Annotated in this window: 19 protein-coding genes; 13 read left to right on the top strand and 6 right to left on the bottom strand. The window is 49.1% G+C overall.

Going from position 1 to position 20,945, the window contains the following annotated elements; all coding sequences use genetic code 11:
• Positions 1-417 precede the first annotated feature (417 nt).
• Positions 418-624 carry a hypothetical protein gene (locus GS601_RS18085; RefSeq protein WP_162424690.1) on the top strand — a complete coding sequence of 69 codons (207 nt, stop codon included), beginning with the start codon at positions 418-420 and terminating at the stop codon, positions 622-624.
• A 10-nt stretch (positions 625-634) separates the two neighbouring features.
• Here the strand turns inward: GS601_RS18085 and GS601_RS18080 are convergent, their stop codons facing one another.
• Positions 635-880 carry a hypothetical protein gene (locus tag GS601_RS18080; protein ID WP_162424689.1) on the bottom strand — a complete coding sequence of 82 codons (246 nt, stop codon included), beginning with the start codon at positions 878-880 and terminating at the stop codon, positions 635-637.
• Positions 877-1,515 (bottom strand): TrbI/VirB10 family protein, encoded by a 639-nt coding sequence (locus GS601_RS18075; protein ID WP_162424688.1) that lies wholly within the window; start codon positions 1,513-1,515, stop codon positions 877-879. The genes GS601_RS18080 and GS601_RS18075 overlap by 4 nt, the downstream gene beginning before the upstream one ends.
• 63 nt (positions 1,516-1,578) lie before the next feature.
• On the opposite strand from GS601_RS18075, the gene GS601_RS18070 reads away from it, so the two are divergent.
• From GS601_RS18070 to GS601_RS18060, 3 genes are all read left to right on the top strand, one after another.
• The gene (locus GS601_RS18070; RefSeq protein WP_162424687.1) at positions 1,579-2,904 is read left to right on the top strand and encodes an IS701 family transposase; all 1,326 of its coding nucleotides are present in this window, start codon (positions 1,579-1,581) and stop codon (positions 2,902-2,904) included.
• Between the two features lie 21 nt (positions 2,905-2,925).
• Positions 2,926-3,294, top strand: coding sequence for a nuclear transport factor 2 family protein (locus GS601_RS23990; RefSeq protein ID WP_162424686.1), 369 nt, complete (start codon positions 2,926-2,928; stop codon positions 3,292-3,294).
• Positions 3,295-3,653: 359 nt separating this feature from the next.
• Entirely contained in the window at positions 3,654-4,067 is a 414-nt protein-coding gene (locus GS601_RS18060) for a GNAT family N-acetyltransferase (RefSeq protein ID WP_202925186.1), read from the top strand.
• A 301-nt stretch (positions 4,068-4,368) separates the two neighbouring features.
• On the opposite strand, the gene queG is transcribed toward GS601_RS18060, so the two are convergent.
• Positions 4,369-5,328, bottom strand: a complete 960-nt coding sequence (gene queG / locus GS601_RS18055; protein ID WP_162424685.1) for a tRNA epoxyqueuosine(34) reductase QueG — start codon at positions 5,326-5,328, stop codon at positions 4,369-4,371.
• Between the two features lie 110 nt (positions 5,329-5,438).
• On the opposite strand from queG, the gene GS601_RS18050 reads away from it, so the two are divergent.
• From GS601_RS18050 to ggt, 4 genes are all read left to right on the top strand, one after another.
• The gene (locus GS601_RS18050) at positions 5,439-5,849 is read left to right on the top strand and encodes a ketosteroid isomerase family protein (protein WP_162424684.1); all 411 of its coding nucleotides are present in this window, start codon (positions 5,439-5,441) and stop codon (positions 5,847-5,849) included.
• 39 nt (positions 5,850-5,888) lie between these two features.
• A complete protein-coding gene (locus GS601_RS18045; RefSeq protein ID WP_162424683.1) occupies positions 5,889-6,332 on the top strand; it encodes an Rrf2 family transcriptional regulator in 444 nt (147 codons plus the stop codon).
• An 18-nt stretch (positions 6,333-6,350) separates the two neighbouring features.
• Positions 6,351-7,334 (top strand): adenosylcobinamide-phosphate synthase CbiB, encoded by a 984-nt coding sequence (gene cbiB / locus GS601_RS18040; RefSeq protein ID WP_162424682.1) that lies wholly within the window; start codon positions 6,351-6,353, stop codon positions 7,332-7,334.
• Between the two features lie 159 nt (positions 7,335-7,493).
• Positions 7,494-9,296 carry a gamma-glutamyltransferase gene (ggt, locus tag GS601_RS18035; RefSeq protein ID WP_162424681.1) on the top strand — a complete coding sequence of 601 codons (1,803 nt, stop codon included), beginning with the start codon at positions 7,494-7,496 and terminating at the stop codon, positions 9,294-9,296.
• A gap of 55 nt (positions 9,297-9,351) precedes the next feature.
• Here ggt and GS601_RS18030 read toward each other — a convergent pair whose 3' ends face one another.
• The gene (locus GS601_RS18030; protein ID WP_238393358.1) at positions 9,352-11,361 is read right to left on the bottom strand and encodes an FAD-dependent oxidoreductase; all 2,010 of its coding nucleotides are present in this window, start codon (positions 11,359-11,361) and stop codon (positions 9,352-9,354) included.
• A gap of 419 nt (positions 11,362-11,780) precedes the next feature.
• On the opposite strand from GS601_RS18030, the gene GS601_RS18025 reads away from it, so the two are divergent.
• From GS601_RS18025 to GS601_RS18005, 5 genes are all read left to right on the top strand, one after another.
• Entirely contained in the window at positions 11,781-12,632 is an 852-nt protein-coding gene (locus GS601_RS18025; RefSeq protein WP_162424680.1) for a FecR family protein, read from the top strand.
• Positions 12,613-14,943, top strand: coding sequence for a CHASE2 domain-containing protein (locus GS601_RS18020; RefSeq protein WP_162424679.1), 2,331 nt, complete (start codon positions 12,613-12,615; stop codon positions 14,941-14,943). The genes GS601_RS18025 and GS601_RS18020 overlap by 20 nt, the downstream gene beginning before the upstream one ends.
• A 106-nt stretch (positions 14,944-15,049) precedes the next feature.
• Entirely contained in the window at positions 15,050-15,745 is a 696-nt protein-coding gene (locus tag GS601_RS18015; protein WP_162424678.1) for an EcsC family protein, read from the top strand.
• A gap of 623 nt (positions 15,746-16,368) precedes the next feature.
• The gene (locus GS601_RS18010; protein WP_162424677.1) at positions 16,369-16,992 is read left to right on the top strand and encodes a DnaJ domain-containing protein; all 624 of its coding nucleotides are present in this window, start codon (positions 16,369-16,371) and stop codon (positions 16,990-16,992) included.
• A 2-nt stretch (positions 16,993-16,994) separates the two neighbouring features.
• Positions 16,995-18,011, top strand: a complete 1,017-nt coding sequence (locus GS601_RS18005) for a hypothetical protein (RefSeq protein WP_162424676.1) — start codon at positions 16,995-16,997, stop codon at positions 18,009-18,011.
• Positions 18,012-18,166: 155 nt separating this feature from the next.
• Here the strand turns inward: GS601_RS18005 and GS601_RS18000 are convergent, their stop codons facing one another.
• Both GS601_RS18000 and GS601_RS17995 read right to left on the bottom strand, forming a co-directional pair.
• The gene (locus GS601_RS18000) at positions 18,167-19,180 is read right to left on the bottom strand and encodes a cytochrome d ubiquinol oxidase subunit II (protein WP_162424675.1); all 1,014 of its coding nucleotides are present in this window, start codon (positions 19,178-19,180) and stop codon (positions 18,167-18,169) included.
• Positions 19,181-19,344: 164 nt separating this feature from the next.
• Complete coding sequence (locus tag GS601_RS17995) at positions 19,345-20,790, bottom strand: cytochrome ubiquinol oxidase subunit I (protein WP_162424674.1); 1,446 nt, start codon at positions 20,788-20,790, stop codon at positions 19,345-19,347.
• Between the last annotated feature and the right edge of the window lie 155 nt (positions 20,791-20,945).

Below are 20,945 nucleotides of genomic sequence, written 5' to 3'. Positions count from 1 at the left end.
ACACCTGACATTGCTGTTTTTCTCCACACGGCAGAACCCATTCTCTCATTTGTCTCTCCCTTTTTTCAATTTGGTATTACTACTACAGAGAAGTTGGGATGACTAAGGAATGCAGAACGATCGCAACTATGTCTCAAAAGACAGGTGCGATCGGGATGTCGTACTGAAAACTAAAGTAGTTTGTTTCTTAGCTAACCCAAGCTTGGCGAAACAGTTCGCCTCTAACTTAAGCATTGGGATCGTCACGCTTCGTCTTTCAACTTCCCGTAGGCACTTATGAAATAGCAAAATGTGCCCTCAACTTACCTGTACCCATAAAGGCGATCGCGCCGAGGGAATAAGCAAGTTTTCAAACTGTCCATTCGGGATTTCAACTTGCCCGTACCCATAAAGGCTATTGCGCCTAGGGCAAAGCGTTTGCAATCCAACGCTTCTGGAGACTTTCAACTTACCCGTACCCATAAAGGCGATCGCGCCCCTGTCCAAGCAAAGCCCGTAGCGAAGCCCAAAAACTTTCAACTTACCCGTACCATAAAGGCGATCGCGCCCCACGGCTGCCCGCGTAATGGTTCCCTCCTCTTCACTTTCAACTTACCCGTACCCATAAAGGCGATCGCGCCCTAAGTCTTTTGTTCTAAAGCTTTTTGGGCATAGCTTTCAACTTACCCTTACCCATAAAGGCGATCGTTTCATTGGTCTGGCTAAAACTAATCGAGGTTGCCCGTCCAGGAGCCACCTGAACTTGAACCGCACTGGTAGTCGCTCTGGTGCGATCGACGACCTGATAGGCTGATGTTTGTGCCTGAACAGACAGCCCAGGAGATACCAAACCAATCAATAATGCTGTGCTAACTAAGGTCAGAGCGGGCAATGGTCTCATCGGTCTACCCTCAAAAAGCTATTTACCACCACAGAAACTTCGGTTCCTTCAGGAACAAACTGCACATTGGGTCGCTGCAAGAGTTCTTGCATCGTTTGATCAGAGCGGCGAGATAGTCGTTCAGCAATGGGATTGAAGAAACCTTCCAATGCAGCCGCCCAAATCTGAGGTTCAGCACTCGAAGTGATCACGCTCTGATTAAAGTTACCTCCTGATGTGGTGGTGCTGGACTGGGTACGCGGTTGATTGATAATGGTTCCCACCCGACCCAGGCGGTTGAGTAATCCTGTCAACAGGTCTTGGCGAGCGATATCAGGTCCCACATCATTGAGCTTTTGGGCTATTAATGGTCGATTGTCTTGCCCCCGAATCTGAAGGCTATCGGGAGGTAAGGTTTGCTGACGAATTTGACCAATGCGATCGCGATACACGATGGCGATCGCACTTGCCAACACTAAGTTATTACCTCGCCCTACAGCGCTGGTACGAATCACCAAAACCGTACCCGCAGGGAGTGCCACTGTACCATTGGTGGCTTTCATATCCTCAATTAGCTCTACGGCAAAGCGATTTTCTTGGGCAGACGCTGTACCACCTGTCGAATTATTGCTACCCTCATCCCAAATCATCGGCATAACCCTCTTTCATCACTCTAGGCAGGATAAAATGAGGAATAGTTCTTGAAATGTACTAAAACGATGGTTGAGCCACGCGCACCTGTCAGCACCGTTACCTTCATCGACAACTATTGCACGGTCTACCGCGACTTGTTCGTCGATGTGCGAAGTTTTGAAGCATTCAAATACTTGCATCTTGGTATGATCAGCGACTTGCCCCGCAAATCACTGCCTGCGATTGCTTGTGCCGTTGGCTTGTCAAGTGATCAAGTCCTACATCATTGTCTGACTGAATCTCCCTGGTCAGTTGCCGCATTGCAAAAACGGCGGTTGGAACTGATCTTGCAGCAGTTAAACGATAGAACGATTACGTTAGTGATTGACGAAACCGGCGACCGAAAAAAAGGCAATACCACTGACTATGTGGCTCGGCAGTACATTGGTAACATCGGCAAGATTGAGAACGGGATTGTGTCAGTGAATGCGTATGGCATTGTGGGGCAGTTGACTTTTCCATTGCTGTTCAAAGTCTTCAAGCCGAAACACCGACTCAAGCCTGGCGAGGTGTACCAAACCAAGTTGCAGTTGGCGCAAAGCATCATCCAGGAGCTAGTCACCTTTGGTTTCACCATAGAGCTAGTGCTAGCAGATAGCTTCTATGGTGAGAGCAGTGCGTTTGTCAGCAGTCTTGATGCATTGCACTTACCCTGGATCATGGCAATTCGCTCGAATCATGGCGTATGGATGCCCAATGATGTCGAAGTGACCACCAGTAAGTGGCAGCGATTCGAGCGGGTCTTCTCCAATGGCACGACTGAGGAACGCTACATCCAGGAGGTGATTTTTGGTCGCAGGTTCAAGCATCGTTATTGGACGTTGACAAACAATCCAGCAGAGCTACCAGACAATAGCACTTGGTTCGTGATGAGCCACCTAGATGAGCAGCGAGATCACTTCGACCAGATTGGCAATCTGTATGGCTTGAGAACCTGGGTTGAGTATGGCTTCAAACAATGCAAGGACAAGCTCGGATGGGCGGATTATCGAGTGACGCACTACGCGCAGATTGAGCGCTGGTGGGAAATTGTCAGTAGTGCTTATCTGATGGTCAGCTTACAGTTTGATGGGCTGAATTCTTGCCCGAATGATGGTGAAGAACCGCTACTTGAGAAGTTTTGTTCACATTCATGTTGGCAATCATCGAGCAGTTGGACAAGTCGCTTCCACAACTTACAACTGATCATTCAGCCTTATATCTATTTCTGCATACTCAAGCCTTGGTTATCGGTATGTGCAGTTCCAGCATTGGAGCAGGGCTTCTCGTGCTTGATTCGCCTGCTTAATCAGTTTTCTGGTTGGCAGCATCGTATTGCTGCCAACGAAAGCTCTCCCTTTTCATCTGCTTAGAGTGATGAAAGAGGGATAAATTTGTCTCATCATCATTCGCTGTACGGCTCCCTGCATGGTCGTGAAGCTTTTGTAAATTGGGTCTTGTCCAATCCACAGTTTTTCGATGGGCTGCGACATCAAGCAGTAAATATAGTTATATCTTCAGAAGGTTCCGCTAGTGCACGAGTAGTGAGCTATATCAATGTTTTCCAGCTTTTTTCGGAAGATGAGGCTTTAACTTCGGTTTTGCCCAGACTCATTGCTCATGGTGTAGTACGAGACAAAATCGTGAAAGAAGATGGTAGATGGCGAATTTCTGAGCGAATATACGACCAGCTTTCTGTGCTTGGAAGCCTAATATCAGATACTACTCTTAGAGCAAAAGCAAGTGAACATCTGTCTCCATAACAAGGCATAACAAATCGATGAAGCGGACGGTTGAAAGATCTTGGTGGTGATCCCCAGATTATCTGCCGCCGCTGATTTGAGACCTTATGCCGCTGAATCCTCGGTTAGGGCAGTAGTTTGGAAGTTGTTTGTGAGCGTTTAGCAGCTAGACAAAAAACACTTTGTAGTATTTTGTAGTATAGTCAACGAAGTTTACAGTTTTTTGTTGCGATCGCCTATGAGTCAGCAAACCTTTCTGAAAATGCCCTTCGTCTGGGAAGAACCGAAACCGCTGATTAAAGTTTCACCTCGATTAACCTTTGAACCCGTCAAAGCAAGACACGGCAATCAGCTAATTTCTTTCGGTCGTTACAAGTGTAATGGCTTTATCACTAGATGCCAGCGATCAGAAAAGAGCATTAGAGGATGATCCTCATACAGCGGTTGAGGGGTTTTTAGATTTAGCCAGAGAGGATTTTTCATATCAACCTGAATGGTGGCAGTTTGGAATTAACGAAAATGGGGACATCGTAGGCTTTGTTCTTCCGGTCGTTTTTAACGGAGGTGCTAAAGAGGATCTGGAAGAGGGAACCATCTACTATCTTGGAGTTTTGCCGGAGTATCGAGGGCTTGGCTTTGCGAACGATCTTTTGGCGCAAGGAACGCGGACATTACAAGAAGTTGGAGTTTGGCAAGTATTTTGCGATACAGCAGTCGCTAATGTGCCAATGATCTCTGCGTTCAAGCGGGTTGGCTATCGGCAATATAGTGAACCTTGGGAACGTCCCGTTTAATTGGTGTAGATTGGTGCGGCATAACAACCCGGTTGGAGCGGACAGTTGAGAGTCTTTTCGTCTAGCGTTGTGGTAAATCTGCTGCCGCTCAACCGGAACGTTATGCCGATTGCAAGCAGGATAATTCCCCTTCTTTGGGTTTTGTCCCGAATCTTCACCGGATAACTCCTCTATTATCGTTGGCACTATCCTCCGAATGCCCAAGCAATGCTGCTAGATGCACAACTGCATCGCAATCTTGAATGTGATCTCGAATTTGCTGTTGATTGGCGTACAAATCGTCAGTAACGAGTACCCAAGCTCATGACTCTAGGCTAGCTTTAGCATTGCGGCGCAGCATTGCAGGTTTGATGCGTCGCAATGCCGAAGCCGGAAACCGTTGCTCATACTCTTCATCAGAGATCTCGGCTAATTCTTCTAAGGTTGGATTGACATTCCACGGGTAAGGCTGGAAATCAGCAACATCGGTGTCTTGAGCAAAGCGCTGATTCCAAGGACAGACATCCTGACAGATATCGCAGCCAGCGACCCAGTTGTTGAGATGAGGCGCGATCGCAGCTGGCAAGGTTTCAGACCGATTCTCAATGGTGTGATAAGCAATACATCGATTCGCATCTACAACAAAGGGTTGGGTAATTGCGCCAGTAGGACACGCTTCGATACATCGTGTACAGGTTCCGCAGTGCTGAGTGTGCGGGCGATCCTGCGGCGATTCGCTCACTAATTCTAAATTCGTCAATACTTCGCCTAAAAACACCCACGACCCATAATCGCGAGTAATTACATTGCCGTTTTTTGCAATCCAACCAATCCCCGCACGCTGCGCCCACACTTTATCTTGCACCGGTCCGGTATCTGCATAGAACCGAGCTTGAATCCCTTCGCCCTGAGTTTCCAACCATGCTGACAACGCTTTTAATTTTTTCTGCAAAACCCGGTGATAGTCTCGTCCCCAGCCGTAGCGAGAAATCTTAGCGTACTCGTTGCCTTCTGGTCTGGAATCTGAGGTGTAATAATTGAGCGCCACGCAGATGAGCGATCGCACCTCTGGCATCACCCGACGAATCTCTTCTCGTTTCGGATTCGCCATCCACGCCATGTCTGCTTGGTAGCCCTGGTCAAGCCACGATCGTAGGGCAACAGATGCTGCCAAATCATCATCAAAGTCTTCTACTCGAACGATGCCAACCTTATGAAATCCAAGCTCTAGGGCTTTCTGCTTGATCTGATGGGTGAAGTCGTGCAGTTCAATTTTGTGCATTTCAATCTATTTCAATCTATTTCAATCTAGAGAGAGAAGAGAATTTAGGCGTTGTGATTTGTAATTTTTAAGTTGAGACACAAGCAACCGTTCTAAAAAAACGAAAATAAATGATGAGTGACGTTACTTTAGATTCTACGATTATTGAAATTGAAACAGTGCGGCAGTATTTTGAAACCTTTAATGCAGGAGCGTTTGAGGCGACGGCTCGGCTTTTTGCAGTAGACGGTGTGATGCACGCGCCGTTTAGAGTTGATGTTGCGGGTAGAGATGCGATCGCAACCTATCTCAGCACCGAAGCCAAAGGAATGCAGGCAGTGCCTCAAGATATGACAACGTTAACTCGCGCCGACGGTTCGCTAGAGTCTCACGTTACGGGATTTGCCAAATTTGCAGGTCTTAAAGTCAAGATTGCCTGGATTTTTCACCTAAACGAGGCGCAAGCGATCGTAGAGGTTCGGATTAAACTCATTGCCTCAGCCCAAGAACTCCTAAAAATGCGCGACGCCCAACCTCAGTAACTCGTAAGATGGGGAATGTGCCTTTCTCAGTTGATTCCCATGAAACTCACGACTCGCGGACATTACAGCGTTAAGGCACTGCTCGATCTGTGCTTTCAGCCGCCCGGTCAGCCCACCTCGATCGCTGCGATCGCAAAGCGCCAAGATCTCCCCGCCCCTTATCTTGAGAAACTGTTGATCGAACTGCGGCGCGCCGGATTGGTCGTATCAGTCCGTGGTGCCCAAGGCGGATATCAACTCGCTCGCCCGTCTGCTCAAATTTCCTTAGGGCAAATTTTGCAAGCGGTGGGTGAAACAGTGGAGCCGTTGCCGCGTCACACACCCGATGGCGCTCAGGCGGAAGATTGGGTGGCATTTAGCGTGTGGAATCGGCTGCACCAAAAAATGAAGGAAGCCCTGTACGGCATCTCGTTAGAAGATTTATACTACGATGCCCGAAGCTGGCAAGCTGCTCAGGGAGAAGAAGCCAGCTTTATTGTGTAGAGGGTGCTTGAGGCAGCTTTGAATAGTCCAGAACTTATTTTAATAGGCGCGGCGGTGCTAGATTATCTGATTGGCGATCCGCGAGGGTGGCTGCATCCTGTGCAGGTGATGGGCTGGTGCATTACGGGCTACCTAAAGGTGGTACTCCGAGGGATCAACCATCCAACCCTACTGAAATTAACGGGAACCGGATTCGCGATCGCACTTATCGTTGGTAGCAGCGCGATCGCGCAACTCATCATCGCCATGGCGCGATCGCTGCATCCGATCTTCGGAATACTCGTTGCGGTAATTCTACTGGCGAGTTGCTTTGCAGGACGTAGCTTACGCAACGCCGCCACAGATGTCTTAGAGCCGTTGGCAGCCGGAAATTTGGCAGAGGCGCGATCGCGGTTGCAGCTTTATGTAGGGCGAGATACCCAAACCTTATCTGAACCCGAAATTCTCAGAGCCGTGTTTGAAACCGTTTCTGAAAATGCTGTCGATGGGGTAACGGCTCCATTGTTTTATGCGTTGCTCGGAGCGTTGTTACCTGCGGGAAGCGTTGGCTTAGCGATCGCCTACAAAGCATCGAGCACCCTAGATTCAATGATCGGTTATCGCACGGCACCCTATGCCGAAATTGGTTGGTTTAGCGCCAAAATAGACGACCTTTTAACGTGGCTTCCGTGTCGGCTAACCGTGGTGACATTGGCGTTGCTTTCAGGTAAACCTGCTCATGTTTGGGCACTATGCCGACGAGATGCCCCGCACGATCCAAGTCCAAATTCTGGCTGGAGTGAGTGTGTTTATGCCGCTGCGCTAGATGTGCAAGTTGGCGGCGTCAATCACTATGGCGGCATCGAAAAACAAAAGCCTTTTTTAGGTGAAGCGCTCCGTCCCATTACGGCAGAGCGCGTTTGGGCAGCATTGCGATTAACTCGCTGGTGTGTCTCAATTTGGCTTGGGATATGGGGTGTAGGCTATGGAATATGGAAAACCGCTCATTACTTGATCAACTGAGACTTAATTAATGCAGATTTAACCAACTCTCAAGATACAGGGGTTAAAGAGGTCTTCGACCCGCTTTGCAAGGCAGGGCTTTCGAGAAATTTGCGTCAGGCTTACATTTAAGCAATAGATGTTAGTGTTATCGTCATTGAGTCTGCATTGATGTCATTTATGAAACAATTCATCTTCTCCAAGTTTTTTCAACTAACCTGTCTCAGCGTTTCAACTTCTATTGTTATTCTTTATCCCTTCGCGATCGCCACTGCTATTGGTGAAGCACACCGCGCCGAAAAGATTTCCCAATCGCCCGCTACATCCGCCTCCCAGGTTCCTTATCCTTTCCTCGATCGCGCCTCCAACGGCATGGTTGCTTCTGCCCATCCCCTCGCGTCTCAAGCTGGGCTTGCCATATTGCAACAGGGCGGAAATGCCATTGATGCTGCTGTTGCCACAACCTTTGTCATTTCCGTTGTAGAACCGTTTTCGGCGGGAATCGGCGGCGGTGGATTTATGCTGATGTATGAGGCGAAAAAAAATGAAACCAAAGCGCTCGATTTTCGCGAAAAAGCTCCCCTCAAGGCGAGTCGTACGATGTATCTTGATGCTCAAGGGAAGGTGCGCCCTCAAGCTAGCATCAACGGGCATCTAGCGATCGCAGTGCCGGGAACCGTGGCAGGCATGTATGAAGCCCACCGCCACGCTGGTAAGTTGCCGTGGAAAACGGTGATTGCGCCTGCGATTCAAATCGCCCAATCTGGGTTTCCGGTGAGCAAACCGCTAGCCAATGCTTCTCAAGAACGGCTAGAAATCCTGGCAAAAGATGCAGATGCCAAGAGGCTCTTTACGCGCAATGGCAAGCCGCTTCAGGTAGGGGAACGGCTGGTGCAGCAAGACTTGGCGGCAACCTTACGATCGCTCTCCGAAAATCCCAATTCTTTCTACACGGGTAAGACTGCGGCTGCGATCGCGCAAGACATGGCTGCCAACGGTGGCTTAATTACCCTAGACGACCTTAAGCAATATCGCCCGACGTGGCGAGCGCCAGTCTGCGGTAATTTTCTCAAGGCGAGAGTATGCTCTATGCCGCCGCCTTCATCGGGTGGAGTGCATTTACTACAGATGCTCAATCTGATTGGTGTTACCGATCTCAAACCTGTGGGTTGGCATAGCCCAGATGCATTGCATTTGTTTGCAGAATCCATGCGAATTGCTTATGCCGATCGTGCTACCTATTTGGGCGATCCAGCCTTTGTAAAAGTGCCTGTTGCAGCGTTGACAAATCCAAAATACGCGCAGATCCGACGGCGAGAAATTAACCCAACAAAAGCAACTCCTTCCAACCAGGTGAAAGCGGGTGATCCAAATCTGATTCAGCAGTTGTCCCGCGAATCGAATGAAACGAGCCACTTAACCGTGGTTGATCGCGATCGCAATGCTGTAAGCCTAACCTTCACAGTCAATCTGCGATTTGGGGCAGGCGTTGTGGCAAAAGGAACCGGCATTTTACTCAACAACGAAATGGATGATTTTGCGATCGCGCCCAATACGCCCAATGCATTTGGGTTAGTCGGCGGAGAAGCTAATGCGATCGCGCCTAAAAAAATCCCGCTCTCTAGCATGACGCCCACGATCGTCACTGAAAACGGTCGCTTGCGAATGACCGTCGGCGCGCCCGGAGGCAGCACCATCATCACCACCGTGTTGCAGATTGTTTTGAATGTCTTAGCCTACGACATGACGGCTAAAAAAGCTGTTGCCGCTCCGCGCATTCACCATCAATGGCTGCCGGATAAATTGATGATCGAACAGTGGGGCTTTGATCCTTTAACCGTCGAAGCTTTGCGGCAGCGCGGGCATCAAATCGACGAATCTCGCCCTAGCTGGGGAAATGCCACCGCGATTGTGGTGCAGCCCGATGGCTCCCTCGAAGGAGCGGCTGATCCGCGAGGCGAAGGCATTGCCGCTGGGTTCTAGAGCCTTGAGCTAGGAGTAGCTGATGTACGTTCCCGTTGGGTGATGCCTAACCGTGCTATTTCCAATCTTTCCAATTTGTATTCAAAATAGATGTATTTGGAAACGCCGTAGGATTGCCATTTGCGTTTAATCGCTTTTGCAATTCTTCTAATTTAGGATTTGCCCTGGGTAAATTTTCGACTAACTGGAACGGCATCACTCCCGTTTCCAACGAAAATGCCGCCGTTGTGCCTGCCGCTGCCCCCATCGACCATTCGATCGCATGAACCCGATACGCCGAGGCGCTGATGTGGCTCATTGCCATACTTTTTCCCGTCACAATCAGGTTATCGATCTTGGGAGGAATCATCGATCGCAACGGAATCTGGAATGGAAACGATTCGCCTGCCCCTTGCCGTTCTCCAGGAAGCTCTTGATTCCCTGGTTTTTCCGGTGGCGTTTCTGCCATGCACGGATGAAAATCGAGGTTGTAATGACCAATGCCCACACTATCGGGGTAAATGTGCGATCGCGCTCTTGTTTCCACAGTTTCCGGCTCAATGTTGCCGCGAATCACATCAATCGTGCGTAACCCCGCGATCGCGGCTGCCAAATTGCGGTAGGCTTCGGGCGTCAACGTCTCGCGGTAGTACGGTTCGTTAAACGATTTGCGAGACATCGCCACTTCGTCGATCAAAAAGCCGTCGGGGTAGCCGTAGGAATAGCGACCCACCAGCCGCCGCGCCTCCCGCAGATAAGGGTATTTCGACAATCCGTGTGCTGTGCCCATCGGGGCATCAAAGCCCTGGAGATAGCGAAGGTTGGGATAAGGCTTTTTGATCGGCAATTTTGCATCCGATGTGCCAGAGTGAAACCAGTGGAAAAAGCCGATGGCTTGCTCTTCTGCCCCTTTCAGAGCGCTGACCCGATAGCCGCCTTGCCACCCGCCTAGATCAAGCTGCCCAGCCGATCGCAGTTGCTCACGGGTCAGCAAATAGTTATCCGCCGCGGTGCCCGGTCCATAATCATTGCCCCAACTCCAGTTCTGCATCGAAATATCGCCCGGAACCACCGTTCTAGACCCAGAATTGGGATCTTGGCTGGCAATGCGGCGATAGGTAAACACCAGTTCCGGCGTTTGGGCGTAGCGATCGTCGTTGAAACTGTAAGACTTGGCGTACTGCTCGTAAAAATCGGGCGGGGAGGCGGGTTGCGGCGTGTCGGTTGCCTCCATCGCAAACGTGTAGGTCAGCGCTTGTGGGCAGTAGGGATTCCCCGTCTCGCTCGGAGAAGAAGGATTGCGATGCGATCGCGGATCGATTCCCACTTGGTAGGGTACATCAGTTAGGGCGAGCAGTTCCCCGGTTTCCGTTGCTTCCACCACATACCAGTTGCCAGAGGCAGGGGGCGTAAACCGGACAATTTTTTTCGTAAATAATTCAGAATCGGTCTCCCGATAGCTATCTTCGATCGTGCGCGAGAGCGGGTAGGTGTTGAGCGGGGGTGCACCAGCCGCCGGACTGTGCTGAATTCCTCGCACCGACAGAATTTGGCTCCCTTCCACTTGCAGCGATTTTGCGACTGTATTCGGAAAAAAATGCAGCTTGCCTTTGCCTTCTTTTTCAGCGTTTCTCAGCATCGCTTGCAGCTTGTCGTGCCCTTGTTTGGGCATAAAACAGACCAAACTCACCCAACAACTGCCCGGATTTTTGTTGTTGTTTTGCGCCAAAATGGCTTGCCGCAGTTCGGTGTAGCCTTGGGGAAAATAGAGCCGCGATCGCTGCGTGGGTTTCTCGTCTAACGCAGACGTTCCTTGCGCGGTGATCTGCCCGCCCACCCAATCGGTAATCTCAGTGAGGCAAACGGTTCGTCCTGCCTTCAGTGCCTCCGCTGTTGCTGCCACTCCAGAAATTCCGCCGCCTACCACTAGCACATCACACGCCACCTCTTGATCAACCGCCCTCGCAGGTGCACTCTGCGCGACCCGGTGATCGGGTGCGGCAACTGCCGAGAGCGCGCCCCATCCGGTCATGACCGCTCCGCTGAGGGGCAGCGCGATCGCGCCCAGAGACAACACGTTCTTCATAACTCACCCTCTGTTCCACTGGTATACAAACAACTGTTATATAAACAAAGTGACCTAAACAAATTGATACAAACAAAGTCTGCCCGATTTTCCAACCGATCTCAGTCCGCCCCTGATCTCTCACTTCAGCCTTTCCTGTCTCACCCTACCCCGGCTCAGTCCTGCCGAGCAACCTTAAGCATTCAACCGATGGTTCCAACTCGACCGGCAGACTGATATTATTTAGAGCAGAATAAAAGATGAGAATGGCACGTTTTGAATGAAGAACCCCGATCAAACCCCTCCCCCTTGCCAAACTTCTAGTGACAGCTTAAGTTGAACACAGGTTTCGCCGATGCCAAGCTCTAGATGCCGATTCCTCTGGTTATTGCTCTGGATGCTCTGGCGTTGCTCAGACACTACACGATGGATAAAACGTGATGAAACGCAGGATTTTGCTGGGCGCTAATGCTGCTGTTCTGTCCTCAATGGCCTTATTTGTATCACAAAGCACTGCACAACAGAGTAGTATTCGGGTTCGAGTCAATCGTTGGATTGGGGTGCAACAGGTTTTTGGAGACGTCAGCTACACGGCTCAAAACAGTGTTCGCCCCGCTCGGGTGGGCGATCGCTTGCAAAATCCGGGAGACAGCATTACCACTGGCAAAAGCGCCTCAGCCGCGCTGCTCGTCGATACTGGCATCGGCACCATTAACGTTTTAGAGAAAACTAAACTCTTGCTACGAGAACTCACAAAAACTCCCAATGATGGTCACATTACGCGGCTCGATGTGGTGCAAGGGCAGGTGCGGCTCAAACTACGAAGATTTACCAACCGCGAATCCCAGCTAGAGCTTCGCACGCCAGCAGGGCTAAGCAGCGTCCGGGGAACCGAGTTTGGGGTGAGCGTGCAGCCGAGTGGCAAAACGGCTGTCGCCACTTTAGAAGGAGCCGTAGCGACAGCGGCTCAGGGGGTGGAAGTTTCAGTGCCCGCCGGTTTTCAAAATTTTACGATCCCTGGTGAAGCGCCCACAAACCCAGTACCTTTAAGAGATGATCCGAGGTTGGAATACCGATTCGACAAAATTCTGGCGGACGGTGGTATTCGCAATGTGCGGCTCATGGGTCGAGTTGACCCAGTGAACTCGGTCACTGTTGATGGACAGCCTGAACCCGTCGATCGCAACGGGTTCTTCCGGGTTCTCTATCTTGCTCCTTCATTTCTAAAAATCAAAGTCGTTGTCACTACTCCGCTTGGAAAAACGCAAACCTATGAACTGGCGCTTCAGTGAACTCGGATGGCGCTTACTCCCTGGTGGCATTGCCGCACTCGCGATCGCGGCGTTACTCAAATTGGGGGTGCTGCAACCTGCCGAACAGCTTGCGTACACTGCCCTATTTCAGGCGCGGGGTGAAGTGCCGTGGGACGACCGCCTTGTGCTGGTTGCCATTGATGATGGCACGCTAAAACGGTTAGGGCGATTCCCGTTCTCAAGAAAATATTATGCTCAACTGGTAGATCGCCTGGACACAGCCGGAGCCAGCGTCGTCGCCCTAGATGTTTTGTTTTCTGAACAGACGCCCGAAGATCAAGGGTTGGCTCAAGCGATGGTGCGATCGGGGCGAGTCGTGCTAGCACAGGCAGACGAGCAAATCGAGTTTCCGTTGCTGCCTGTGCCCCAGTTGTACGATGCTGCCCTCGCGGCGGGGCATACTCGTGCCGTGATGGATGCTGACGGCATCGTGCGGAAACTAGACCCGCAGTTTCAGAACAATATTGCGTTTGGGCTGGCGGCGATCGATGCCTATGCGCTTGCCCATGCCGCGATTCCCTCGGTTGATCGCCGCCAGCCGATGTGGCTAAACTGGTCGGGGTCGGTCACCCATCTTCGGCGCTACTCGTTTGCTGATGTGGTGCAGGGGCGGGTCAACGATCGCGTGTTTCGCAACAAAATTGTGATTGTTGGAGCCACGGCTGCGGGTCTCGATCCGCTCCGCACGCCGTTTAATTTAAACGTTCCTGCTAGCGGCGTCCATCTGCAAGCGACTTTGATTCACAACGTTTTGCAAAACAACATTCTCCAGCCTGTGAGGTCTACGTGGGTTTTGCTGGTGCTAGGTGGTCCGCTACTGAGCCTCATTCTCAGTTTCTGGCGCACCGAAATTCAGGCGTTGATCGCCTTTGGCAGCACTCTAGGCTGGGGCGGGGTGAGTTTGCTTTTGCTCAAATTCAACTATCTTATTCCGGTTGCGTTTCCCATTGGTCTGATTGTTTCAACAACCATATTAGTTGTGTTAACAGAACGCTTACGCATGAATGCGATGTTGCAGCAGCAGGTGCGGCAACTATGGCAACGCTACGAGTCTGATTTGGTAATCAGCCCTCCCGATCTCAGAGAGCCGCCGCCGCTGCCGCCCACCTCTCTAGCGTCGATGCAGCGCGTGACGCAGTTGGCTGCCCTTGCCGAACGATTTGGGCGATCGCAATCTACCCAAGCTGCGATCGCGCGCAATTTGTCGATGGGCTTAGCCGCTGCTGATTTTGATGGTTTGGTGTGGTTTTGCAACCCGACTGCCGCCACTCTGCTGAAGCTAGAAATTGGCAGTCGGCTAGAAATAGAGCTAGTGCCTCACTGGCTAAGCGACGCAGAGTGGCAAGACGCCTTGACGACGCTGCAATCGGAAAAATCTGCCCGTCCTAAAGAGCGTTTGCTGGGCACGCGCTGGTACTGTTTGGGGCTAGAACCGTTGACCTATCAAACTCATGCAGCCCTTGACCCGCCATCTGCCCACGACGCTCTGCCACCTGACGGGGGGAGCCATTTTCGGTTAGACGGCATTTTGCTGTTGCTTGAAGACATCAGCGATCGCAAGAAAATCGAAGCGAGTTTAGACCAGCAAATTGATGAACTGCATCAGATGAGTCAACTCAAAGATGACTTTTTGAGTACCGTTTCTCACGAATTGCGGACGCCACTCACCAACATGAAAATGGCGATTCAACTTTTGAAAATGGTGGGAACAGAGGCTCAGCGTGACCACTACCTGCAAATTCTCGATAACGAGTGCACTCGTGAAACCGAGCTAATTAATGATCTGCTTGACCTTCAGCGCTTAGAAGTCGGGGGGCAAGTTCTTCGCCCAGAGCATATTGATCTGCGAACCTGGCTTCCTGAATTAATTGAGCCATTTTATAAACGGACGGAGGCTCGCAGGCAGGCGTTAACCGTGCGCGTGGATGAGGATCTACCAGACATCGAGTGCGATCGCTCTAGTCTAGAACGGGTGATTGTGGAGTTGGTGAACAATGCCTGCAAATACACGCCCCCCGAAGGAGAGATTTTGGTGACGGCAGATATGGTAGATCCAGATTTTAAGGTCATGGTATGCAATTCGGGAGTCGAGATCCCAGAAGAAGAATTATCTCGCGTTTTCGATCGGTTTTATCGCGTTCCTAAAGCCGATCCGTGGAAACAAGGCGGCACAGGGCTAGGGCTTGCCCTCGTAAAACGCTTGGTCGAATGCTTGAATGGAAAAATTCAGGTTTCCAGTGGAGGGGGTTGGACGACCTTCATCGTAAACTTGCCTGCGGATGAAGTATAGGCTGAGCAGGAACGGCGCAATTCGATGATTAATTAAAAAGCCCTGTCTAGACTAAATTTTAATCATTTAGAATGCAGAGAATTGCACTTTGTTTTGCAGATTGTTTATGAGTATTGCAGCCCCCACCTTGGCAGAAAAGACGGTTGAATTTTTTGATTGGATTTTAGGATCGGATGCAAATGCCATTGCCGCGTATGTTGAAAATCTTCGTAGCCAGCATCCCCATCTCGATCGTCAAGCCATTGCTCGAAAGATTGTCGATGAGCAAGCTTTTAATAATGGTTGGGTTGGGGCAGCAACAGGGTTAGTGGGGCTGTCTGCATTGGCGTTAACGTTGCCGTTGGATGTGATTAGAACGTGGAAGATTCAGGATTTTACAATTAAAGCGATCGCATACGCTTACGGGCACACGCCTTACACGACAGATCTGAAAACGGCTGTTTTCCTGCTGATGTCGAATGGGTCGTTTGATGAACTGAAAGAGTTTGCGATCAATGAAACCGCCAATGTGATGAAACATTCTGCCTTCAATGCGGTTGATCTGGTGAAAACGTCCTCGATCCGAGTGGCGACAAAAGAGGCTCCTAAATATTTGGCAGAAGCGCTCTGTAGGGTGTCGGGTCGAAAGCTGACCGAGAAATTGCTGCAACGCTCGACTGCGATCGCAGTTCCCATCATTGGCGCAACGCTGAGCGGCGGTGTAGATTGGCTGACAACCCAAGCAGTGGGCAATCTTGCGATCGAGTTTTTCGAGAACTCTGGTCTAGAATTTGTCAACTCTCTCGGTCTTCCACCAAGCTGATCGATTGGTTTAGAACCATCTCGTCTAGAACAATGCTAGAGGAGTTGCTAAAATGGCGCGATTTGCAAAGCTAGGCTCTGACGAATTGCGCCGTTTTGGTTGTCGTAGCGATCAATTCTGTCATAACGCTATGACAAATAGTATTGAAAATGGTATTGAAATAGTACGTTGAAACTAGTTCATTAAATCAGAAATCGGCAGTGCCAATGCTAGGAAACTCAGCAAAATTGCGTAGATAAAAATATTTATTTATATACAAATTAATTCTTTATAAAAACTTTACGCATTTCAGGATTGAATTTATCGTATTGATACCGACACTTCTTGTGTAAAGTTTGTATGTTAGTTGGTAAGGCAGCTTTGTGTTTCTAAAAACCGCTGAAAGCAAGGCAAACTAAGGGCATTGTCAGCAAACCATCAACGGTTGCTCTACTGACACAAACTCTTAAAGGGTTTACGGTGATCTTGATGGGAGCCAGGGAATTCTCGGTATATTGCTACCTTTGGATGCAACATTTTATTGCATTTTATGCGGATTGTTTCCGTTTGGCTGAGGACTTTAAAACAGTCAAGCTGTACTGAAGTGCTACAGCATTCAGTTATTCATCACACAGGTTTGCATCATGACAACCACAAAAAAACAAACACCATCTGCTGAAAAACCTAAACCAGATCAATCAAGCACTTCTAAAGCACTGCTGAATGACCTGATTCAAAATGAAATCTCTCGGATTTCAGAGCTACAAAGCGTCCACTCAGCCATTCTTGAAGAATTCGCTCAGTTCGTCATTGCGAATCACAAGAAAAAGCCGAAGCTGCCCAAAGTTGTAAAACCTAAGCCGTTGACTCTTGCTCAACTCAAAGCAGCCGTTTATGAGCACTTCCATACAAAAGACACAACAGCCCTGAAGAAATCTAGCACTTTTCAACTTGCAACAAGTGGTATGGGCAAGCTGGATCTCAGCAAGAAAGATGGTTGGGAAGCTTTGTATCGCAAGTTTATTGGAGTTCTACCCGGAGAGGACAACGAAACAGGCAAGGGCTGTATCAATGGTATCAACATCTTCAAATACGATTTGCCGTGGCGGGCATTTGGACTCAATCGTAAAACTGCCTCAACAGAAGATGTGAAATCTGCGTACCGAGAATTGAGCAAGATCTATCACCCTGATAATCGTGAAACAGGGAATGCCGACGTTTTTAACCGTTTGACTGTTTTCTACAAAAGTTTGACTGAGAGATTTTAAAGATGGCAGAACATTACATTACATCCAAAGAACTGATCAGCACTCTAAAGATTAGTTCTCAAGAGTTGATTACAATCGAACAGTTTTTTGATGCCATTCCAGACGATGAATGGGAATTGCTCGAAGGAAAAGACTATAGAGTTGTTGCTGGAAACGGATTGCGCGAGTACACTACGCCAGGGGCATATACGCTCGCACGTTATTTAGATGCAACACAGAAACAAGGTTTTTGGGAGGTAATCAAAGAATGGTTCTCGCATAGGAAGCGCGAGGTTCGTAGAGCATTTGTTAGAAAAAAGATTCTAGATAACTGTTCCTCACTAGTAAAACGTAACGATATTTTTTTTGTTTCAAGATCTGATGTCGTTGCTATTTTTGGAACTAAACCTAGTTATCTTAAAAAAATGTCTGAGATAGCACAACGCGCTGAGCAACCGCTCCTCAAAGGTCAAGATTACGATGAGTTCATCGACGAAGGCGGCTTGCATTATTCGCTGGCAGGCATCGATAAGCTCTCTCAAGTGCTGAAGACATCGTTAACGAAGAAGAATCGCCGGGAGTGGTGTACTGACGTAGGCGAAGTGATTCGTCCGCAAGTTAAAGATATCGTTGATCAAATTATTAAACGAGATAAGGGAATCCAGAAAGCGATCTGCAAAGTCAAGAGAGATAATGACAACACTTGCCAGGTTACAGGAAAAAAACCTGACAAAGTGAATAACTTTAAAATTGCAGCCCATCACTTGTATTCTCGAAATTCTTATCCTCATCTTGCCGATGTTGATAAAAATTTGATTACACTCACCTGTGAAGTCCACGAACAGTTTCATCAATATATGGGAGGGTATGGCAAACCTTGCACGATCGATGATTTCATTAAATTTGTTGAGCAGTACTATCCCAGCAGCAATCAAGTTGTGATCTGTCTAAATGATCAGAAGCGAGTCTTGGGCAATCCTGAACCCGTCAATCAGCGCAAGCCTCACGTTTTATATCTTCCGGTTAGCAGAGTTTTGTGATGACTAATCTGTTTCGCATTGTCTGGCGTGTAATGGTCTGGCGTATAATTGTAAATTACTCTTACGTCCTCCACGATGTACCCGTCGAGTAGATCTGCGATCGCGCCAACCCGAATGCAAGGGCTGCATCTCCTATTCGGGTTGAGTTAATGATACTATTCGCCGTACTGCCCGCCAGATACTTTTCCCCGAAAAACAATGTATTGGTACAGGTTGTAAAACAGCATCACTGGAATCAGAAAACCAATAAAAATGATCATAATGACCAATGAACTTGGATCAGCAGCCGCTTCATAGATGGTAATTTGGGTTGGAATGATGTATGGAAAAACAATCAGTCCTAAACCCAGAAACGTGAATACAAACAGCAAAATTGTCCAAACAAAGGGAGCACGATCTTCTTTACGATTAAGACTTCGCAAAAGTTGGGCAATCAGAAACACTCCAACAAATGGAATTGCCGCAAAAATATAAACCAATGGAGGCTCAAATAAACGTGCTCTAGCGCTTTCATAAAAAATTGGAGTAGACACCGTAATAAAAACTGCACCAATCAGTGTTGTCCAGGCAGCAAGTTTTGCCGTCCCATAGTGAATCTCTTGTAGCTCACCGCTCGTTTTCCAAATCAGATAGGTTGAGCCGATCAGCACATAGCCTTGAATCAGCGTCAGCGCCACCAGAACAGATTGCCACGTCAGCCAGTCCCAGGTGCCGCCAATAAAGTGACCGGCTTGATCAACGCTAATGCCCGATAGCACTGCACCCAGCGCAAAACCTTGACCCAAAGCGGCGGCAAAACTTCCAGTTCCAAAAGCAATATTCCAGAAGAATTTGCGGTTAGCTTGTTCTCGAAACTCGAAGGCGACGCCGCGAAAAATAAACCCAAACACCATGATGAAGATCGGAATGTATAACGCGCTCAAAATGGTTCCGTAGGCTAAGGGAAATGCCCCAAACAAACTACCCCCCATCAGAACAAGCCATGTTTCATTGGCGTCCCAGATGTTGCTTAGACTGGTCATCAAAATGCCGCGTCGCTCTTCATCAGACGACGTTAGCGACAAAATGCCGACTCCCAAATCAAACCCGTCGAGCATGACGTAGAGCAATAAGAACAATGCCAAAATGATGAACCAGCATTGAGGCAGAAAATAGCGTAGCGTTTCCATTAATTCTCCTGAATGGGGCTTTCTACCGGTTGAGCAGATGAAAGACGTAAAGCAGGACTTGAAAGCAGGACTTGAAACCAGGACTTGAAACAATATAGATATAGATCCAATGGTCTGAGGAATACCCTGCGGCAATGCTTCGCCAAGTTAGGCATCGCGATCGCTTACTGCTGGGCTTCTACAGGGCGCTCATCTGGAACAAACTCACCGGGCGAGGTGTCGATCGCAGGTTTTGTTACCTCGGTTCCTGGAATGGGCAACCCTAAATCAGGACCTTTGCGAACAATGCGGCTACCAAAATACAACGTCGCGATCAACAGTAATGCATACACGGCTGTGAATCCGAGAAGAGACGTTAAAACATTGCTAGCAGGAACGTTAGATACAGAATCTGCCGTCCGAATCTGCCCATACACCGACCACGGTTGCCGCCCTACACAGCGAACGATCCAGCCAGACTCGACGGCAACATAACCGAGGGGTGCAGAAAAGAGCCAGATTCGCATCAGCCACTTTTGATCTGCGATCGCATCAGTAGACAACTTGCCTCGCAGCCACTGAACCACGGTTAACCCCATCAAGGCTGCTAAAAAGAACCCGATCGCAATCATCGTTCGGAAGGCATAGTAGATCAGCCCCACGGCATGAGGTCGCTCATCAGATTTGATATCTTTTAACCCAATCACAGGTCGGGTCAATTCTTTTCTAAATTCCAGAATGTAACCTAGTGCGTTGGGAATCGTGACCTCAAAATCATTCTTCTCAGCTTTGTCGTTGGGAATGGCGATCACGCTCCAATCGGCAGGCTGCCCGGCGGGGGTGGTTTCCCATTGCGCCTCCATCGCGGCGAGTTTAGACGGCTGATAGTGTTGGACTTGCTCGCCGCTGGTGTGTCCGAGGTAGATTTGAAAAGGAGCCACTGCGATCGCGGCTGCCAGCACAATTTTGAAAGATTTGGCAAAAAAGGCTTCATGACGACGGTTGAGAATATACCAAGCGCTAATGCCGCCAATGACAAACAGCGATGTCTCCAGCGTTGCAAAAAACATATGGGAGACGCTGTTGAGCCAAAACGGGTTAAACAGTGCCCGGAAATAGTCAGTCACAACAAATTTACCGTTTACCAACTCCACACCCGCCGGAGTCTGCATCCAGGAATTGGCAATCAAAATAAACACGGTAGAAAGATTGGCTCCAACCGCCACCAAAATGGTAGACATAAAGTGGATCGCCGGGTTCACCCGCTCCCACCCAAACAGCATAATGCCAAGAAACGCCGCCTCTAGCATGAATGCCCAGGATGCCTCAAAGCCGATCACGCTCCCAAAAAAATTGCCCACCGCTTCTGAAAACGGTGCCCAGTTCGTCCCAAACTGAAACTCCATCGGAATTCCGGTGGCAACTCCGATGCCAAAATTTAGGACGTAAAATTTGCTCCAAAAGCGGGCATGAAGGTAGTAATCAGGGTTTTTGGTTTTGAGCCAAAGTCCTTCGACGATGACTAGATAAATGCCCATTCCCGTTGTTAAGACTGGCCACAAAATATGAAAGATTGCAGTCACTGCAAACTGCATGCGAGATAAAACAACGGTGTCGGATAAAAAATCCATGACAACTTCCTACATCAAGGGGTTCTCCCTCGAATGGTAGTGAGCGAATCGGCTGAGGAGGCTTGATTTGAGGAAGTCTTAAGGTTTTACCGCCGGTCATAGAGTGCCAACTGCGAAAAAGTGTAGTCCTCTGGTGCTTTAGTTTGTTGGCTCGG

The sequence above is a fragment of the Myxacorys almedinensis A genome, assembly GCF_010091945.1.
In the GTDB taxonomy this organism is placed as follows: Bacteria; Cyanobacteriota; Cyanobacteriia; order Leptolyngbyales; family Leptolyngbyaceae; genus Myxacorys; species Myxacorys almedinensis.
The sequence above is the reverse complement of the archived record's forward strand: the minus strand, read 5'-3'. Positions and strand labels throughout refer to the sequence as shown.

Bases quoted from the DNA above. Each gene is read 5' to 3' on its own strand.
- GS601_RS18080 (WP_162424689.1), bottom strand. From the start codon at position 880: ATGAGACCATTGCCCGCTCTGACCTTAGTTAGCACAGCATTATTGATT.
- GS601_RS18025 (WP_162424680.1), top strand. From the start codon at position 11,781: ATGAAACGCAGGATTTTGCTGGGCGCTAATGCTGCTGTTCTGTCCTCA.
- GS601_RS18045 (WP_162424683.1), top strand. From the start codon at position 5,889: ATGAAACTCACGACTCGCGGACATTACAGCGTTAAGGCACTGCTCGAT.
- GS601_RS18075 (WP_162424688.1), bottom strand. From the start codon at position 1,515: ATGCCGATGATTTGGGATGAGGGTAGCAATAATTCGACAGGTGGTACA.
- GS601_RS18015 (WP_162424678.1), top strand. From the start codon at position 15,050: ATGAGTATTGCAGCCCCCACCTTGGCAGAAAAGACGGTTGAATTTTTT.
- GS601_RS18005 (WP_162424676.1), top strand. From the start codon at position 16,995: ATGGCAGAACATTACATTACATCCAAAGAACTGATCAGCACTCTAAAG.
- queG (WP_162424685.1), bottom strand. From the start codon at position 5,328: ATGCACAAAATTGAACTGCACGACTTCACCCATCAGATCAAGCAGAAA.
- GS601_RS18020 (WP_162424679.1), top strand. From the start codon at position 12,613: ATGAACTGGCGCTTCAGTGAACTCGGATGGCGCTTACTCCCTGGTGGC.
- GS601_RS18030 (WP_238393358.1), bottom strand. From the start codon at position 11,361: ATGAAGAACGTGTTGTCTCTGGGCGCGATCGCGCTGCCCCTCAGCGGA.
- GS601_RS18070 (WP_162424687.1), top strand. From the start codon at position 1,579: ATGGTTGAGCCACGCGCACCTGTCAGCACCGTTACCTTCATCGACAAC.
- GS601_RS17995 (WP_162424674.1), bottom strand. From the start codon at position 20,790: ATGGATTTTTTATCCGACACCGTTGTTTTATCTCGCATGCAGTTTGCA.
- ggt (WP_162424681.1), top strand. From the start codon at position 7,494: ATGAAACAATTCATCTTCTCCAAGTTTTTTCAACTAACCTGTCTCAGC.
- GS601_RS18000 (WP_162424675.1), bottom strand. From the start codon at position 19,180: ATGGAAACGCTACGCTATTTTCTGCCTCAATGCTGGTTCATCATTTTG.
- GS601_RS18050 (WP_162424684.1), top strand. From the start codon at position 5,439: ATGATGAGTGACGTTACTTTAGATTCTACGATTATTGAAATTGAAACA.
- GS601_RS18060 (WP_202925186.1), top strand. From the start codon at position 3,654: ATGGCTTTATCACTAGATGCCAGCGATCAGAAAAGAGCATTAGAGGAT.
- GS601_RS18010 (WP_162424677.1), top strand. From the start codon at position 16,369: ATGACAACCACAAAAAAACAAACACCATCTGCTGAAAAACCTAAACCA.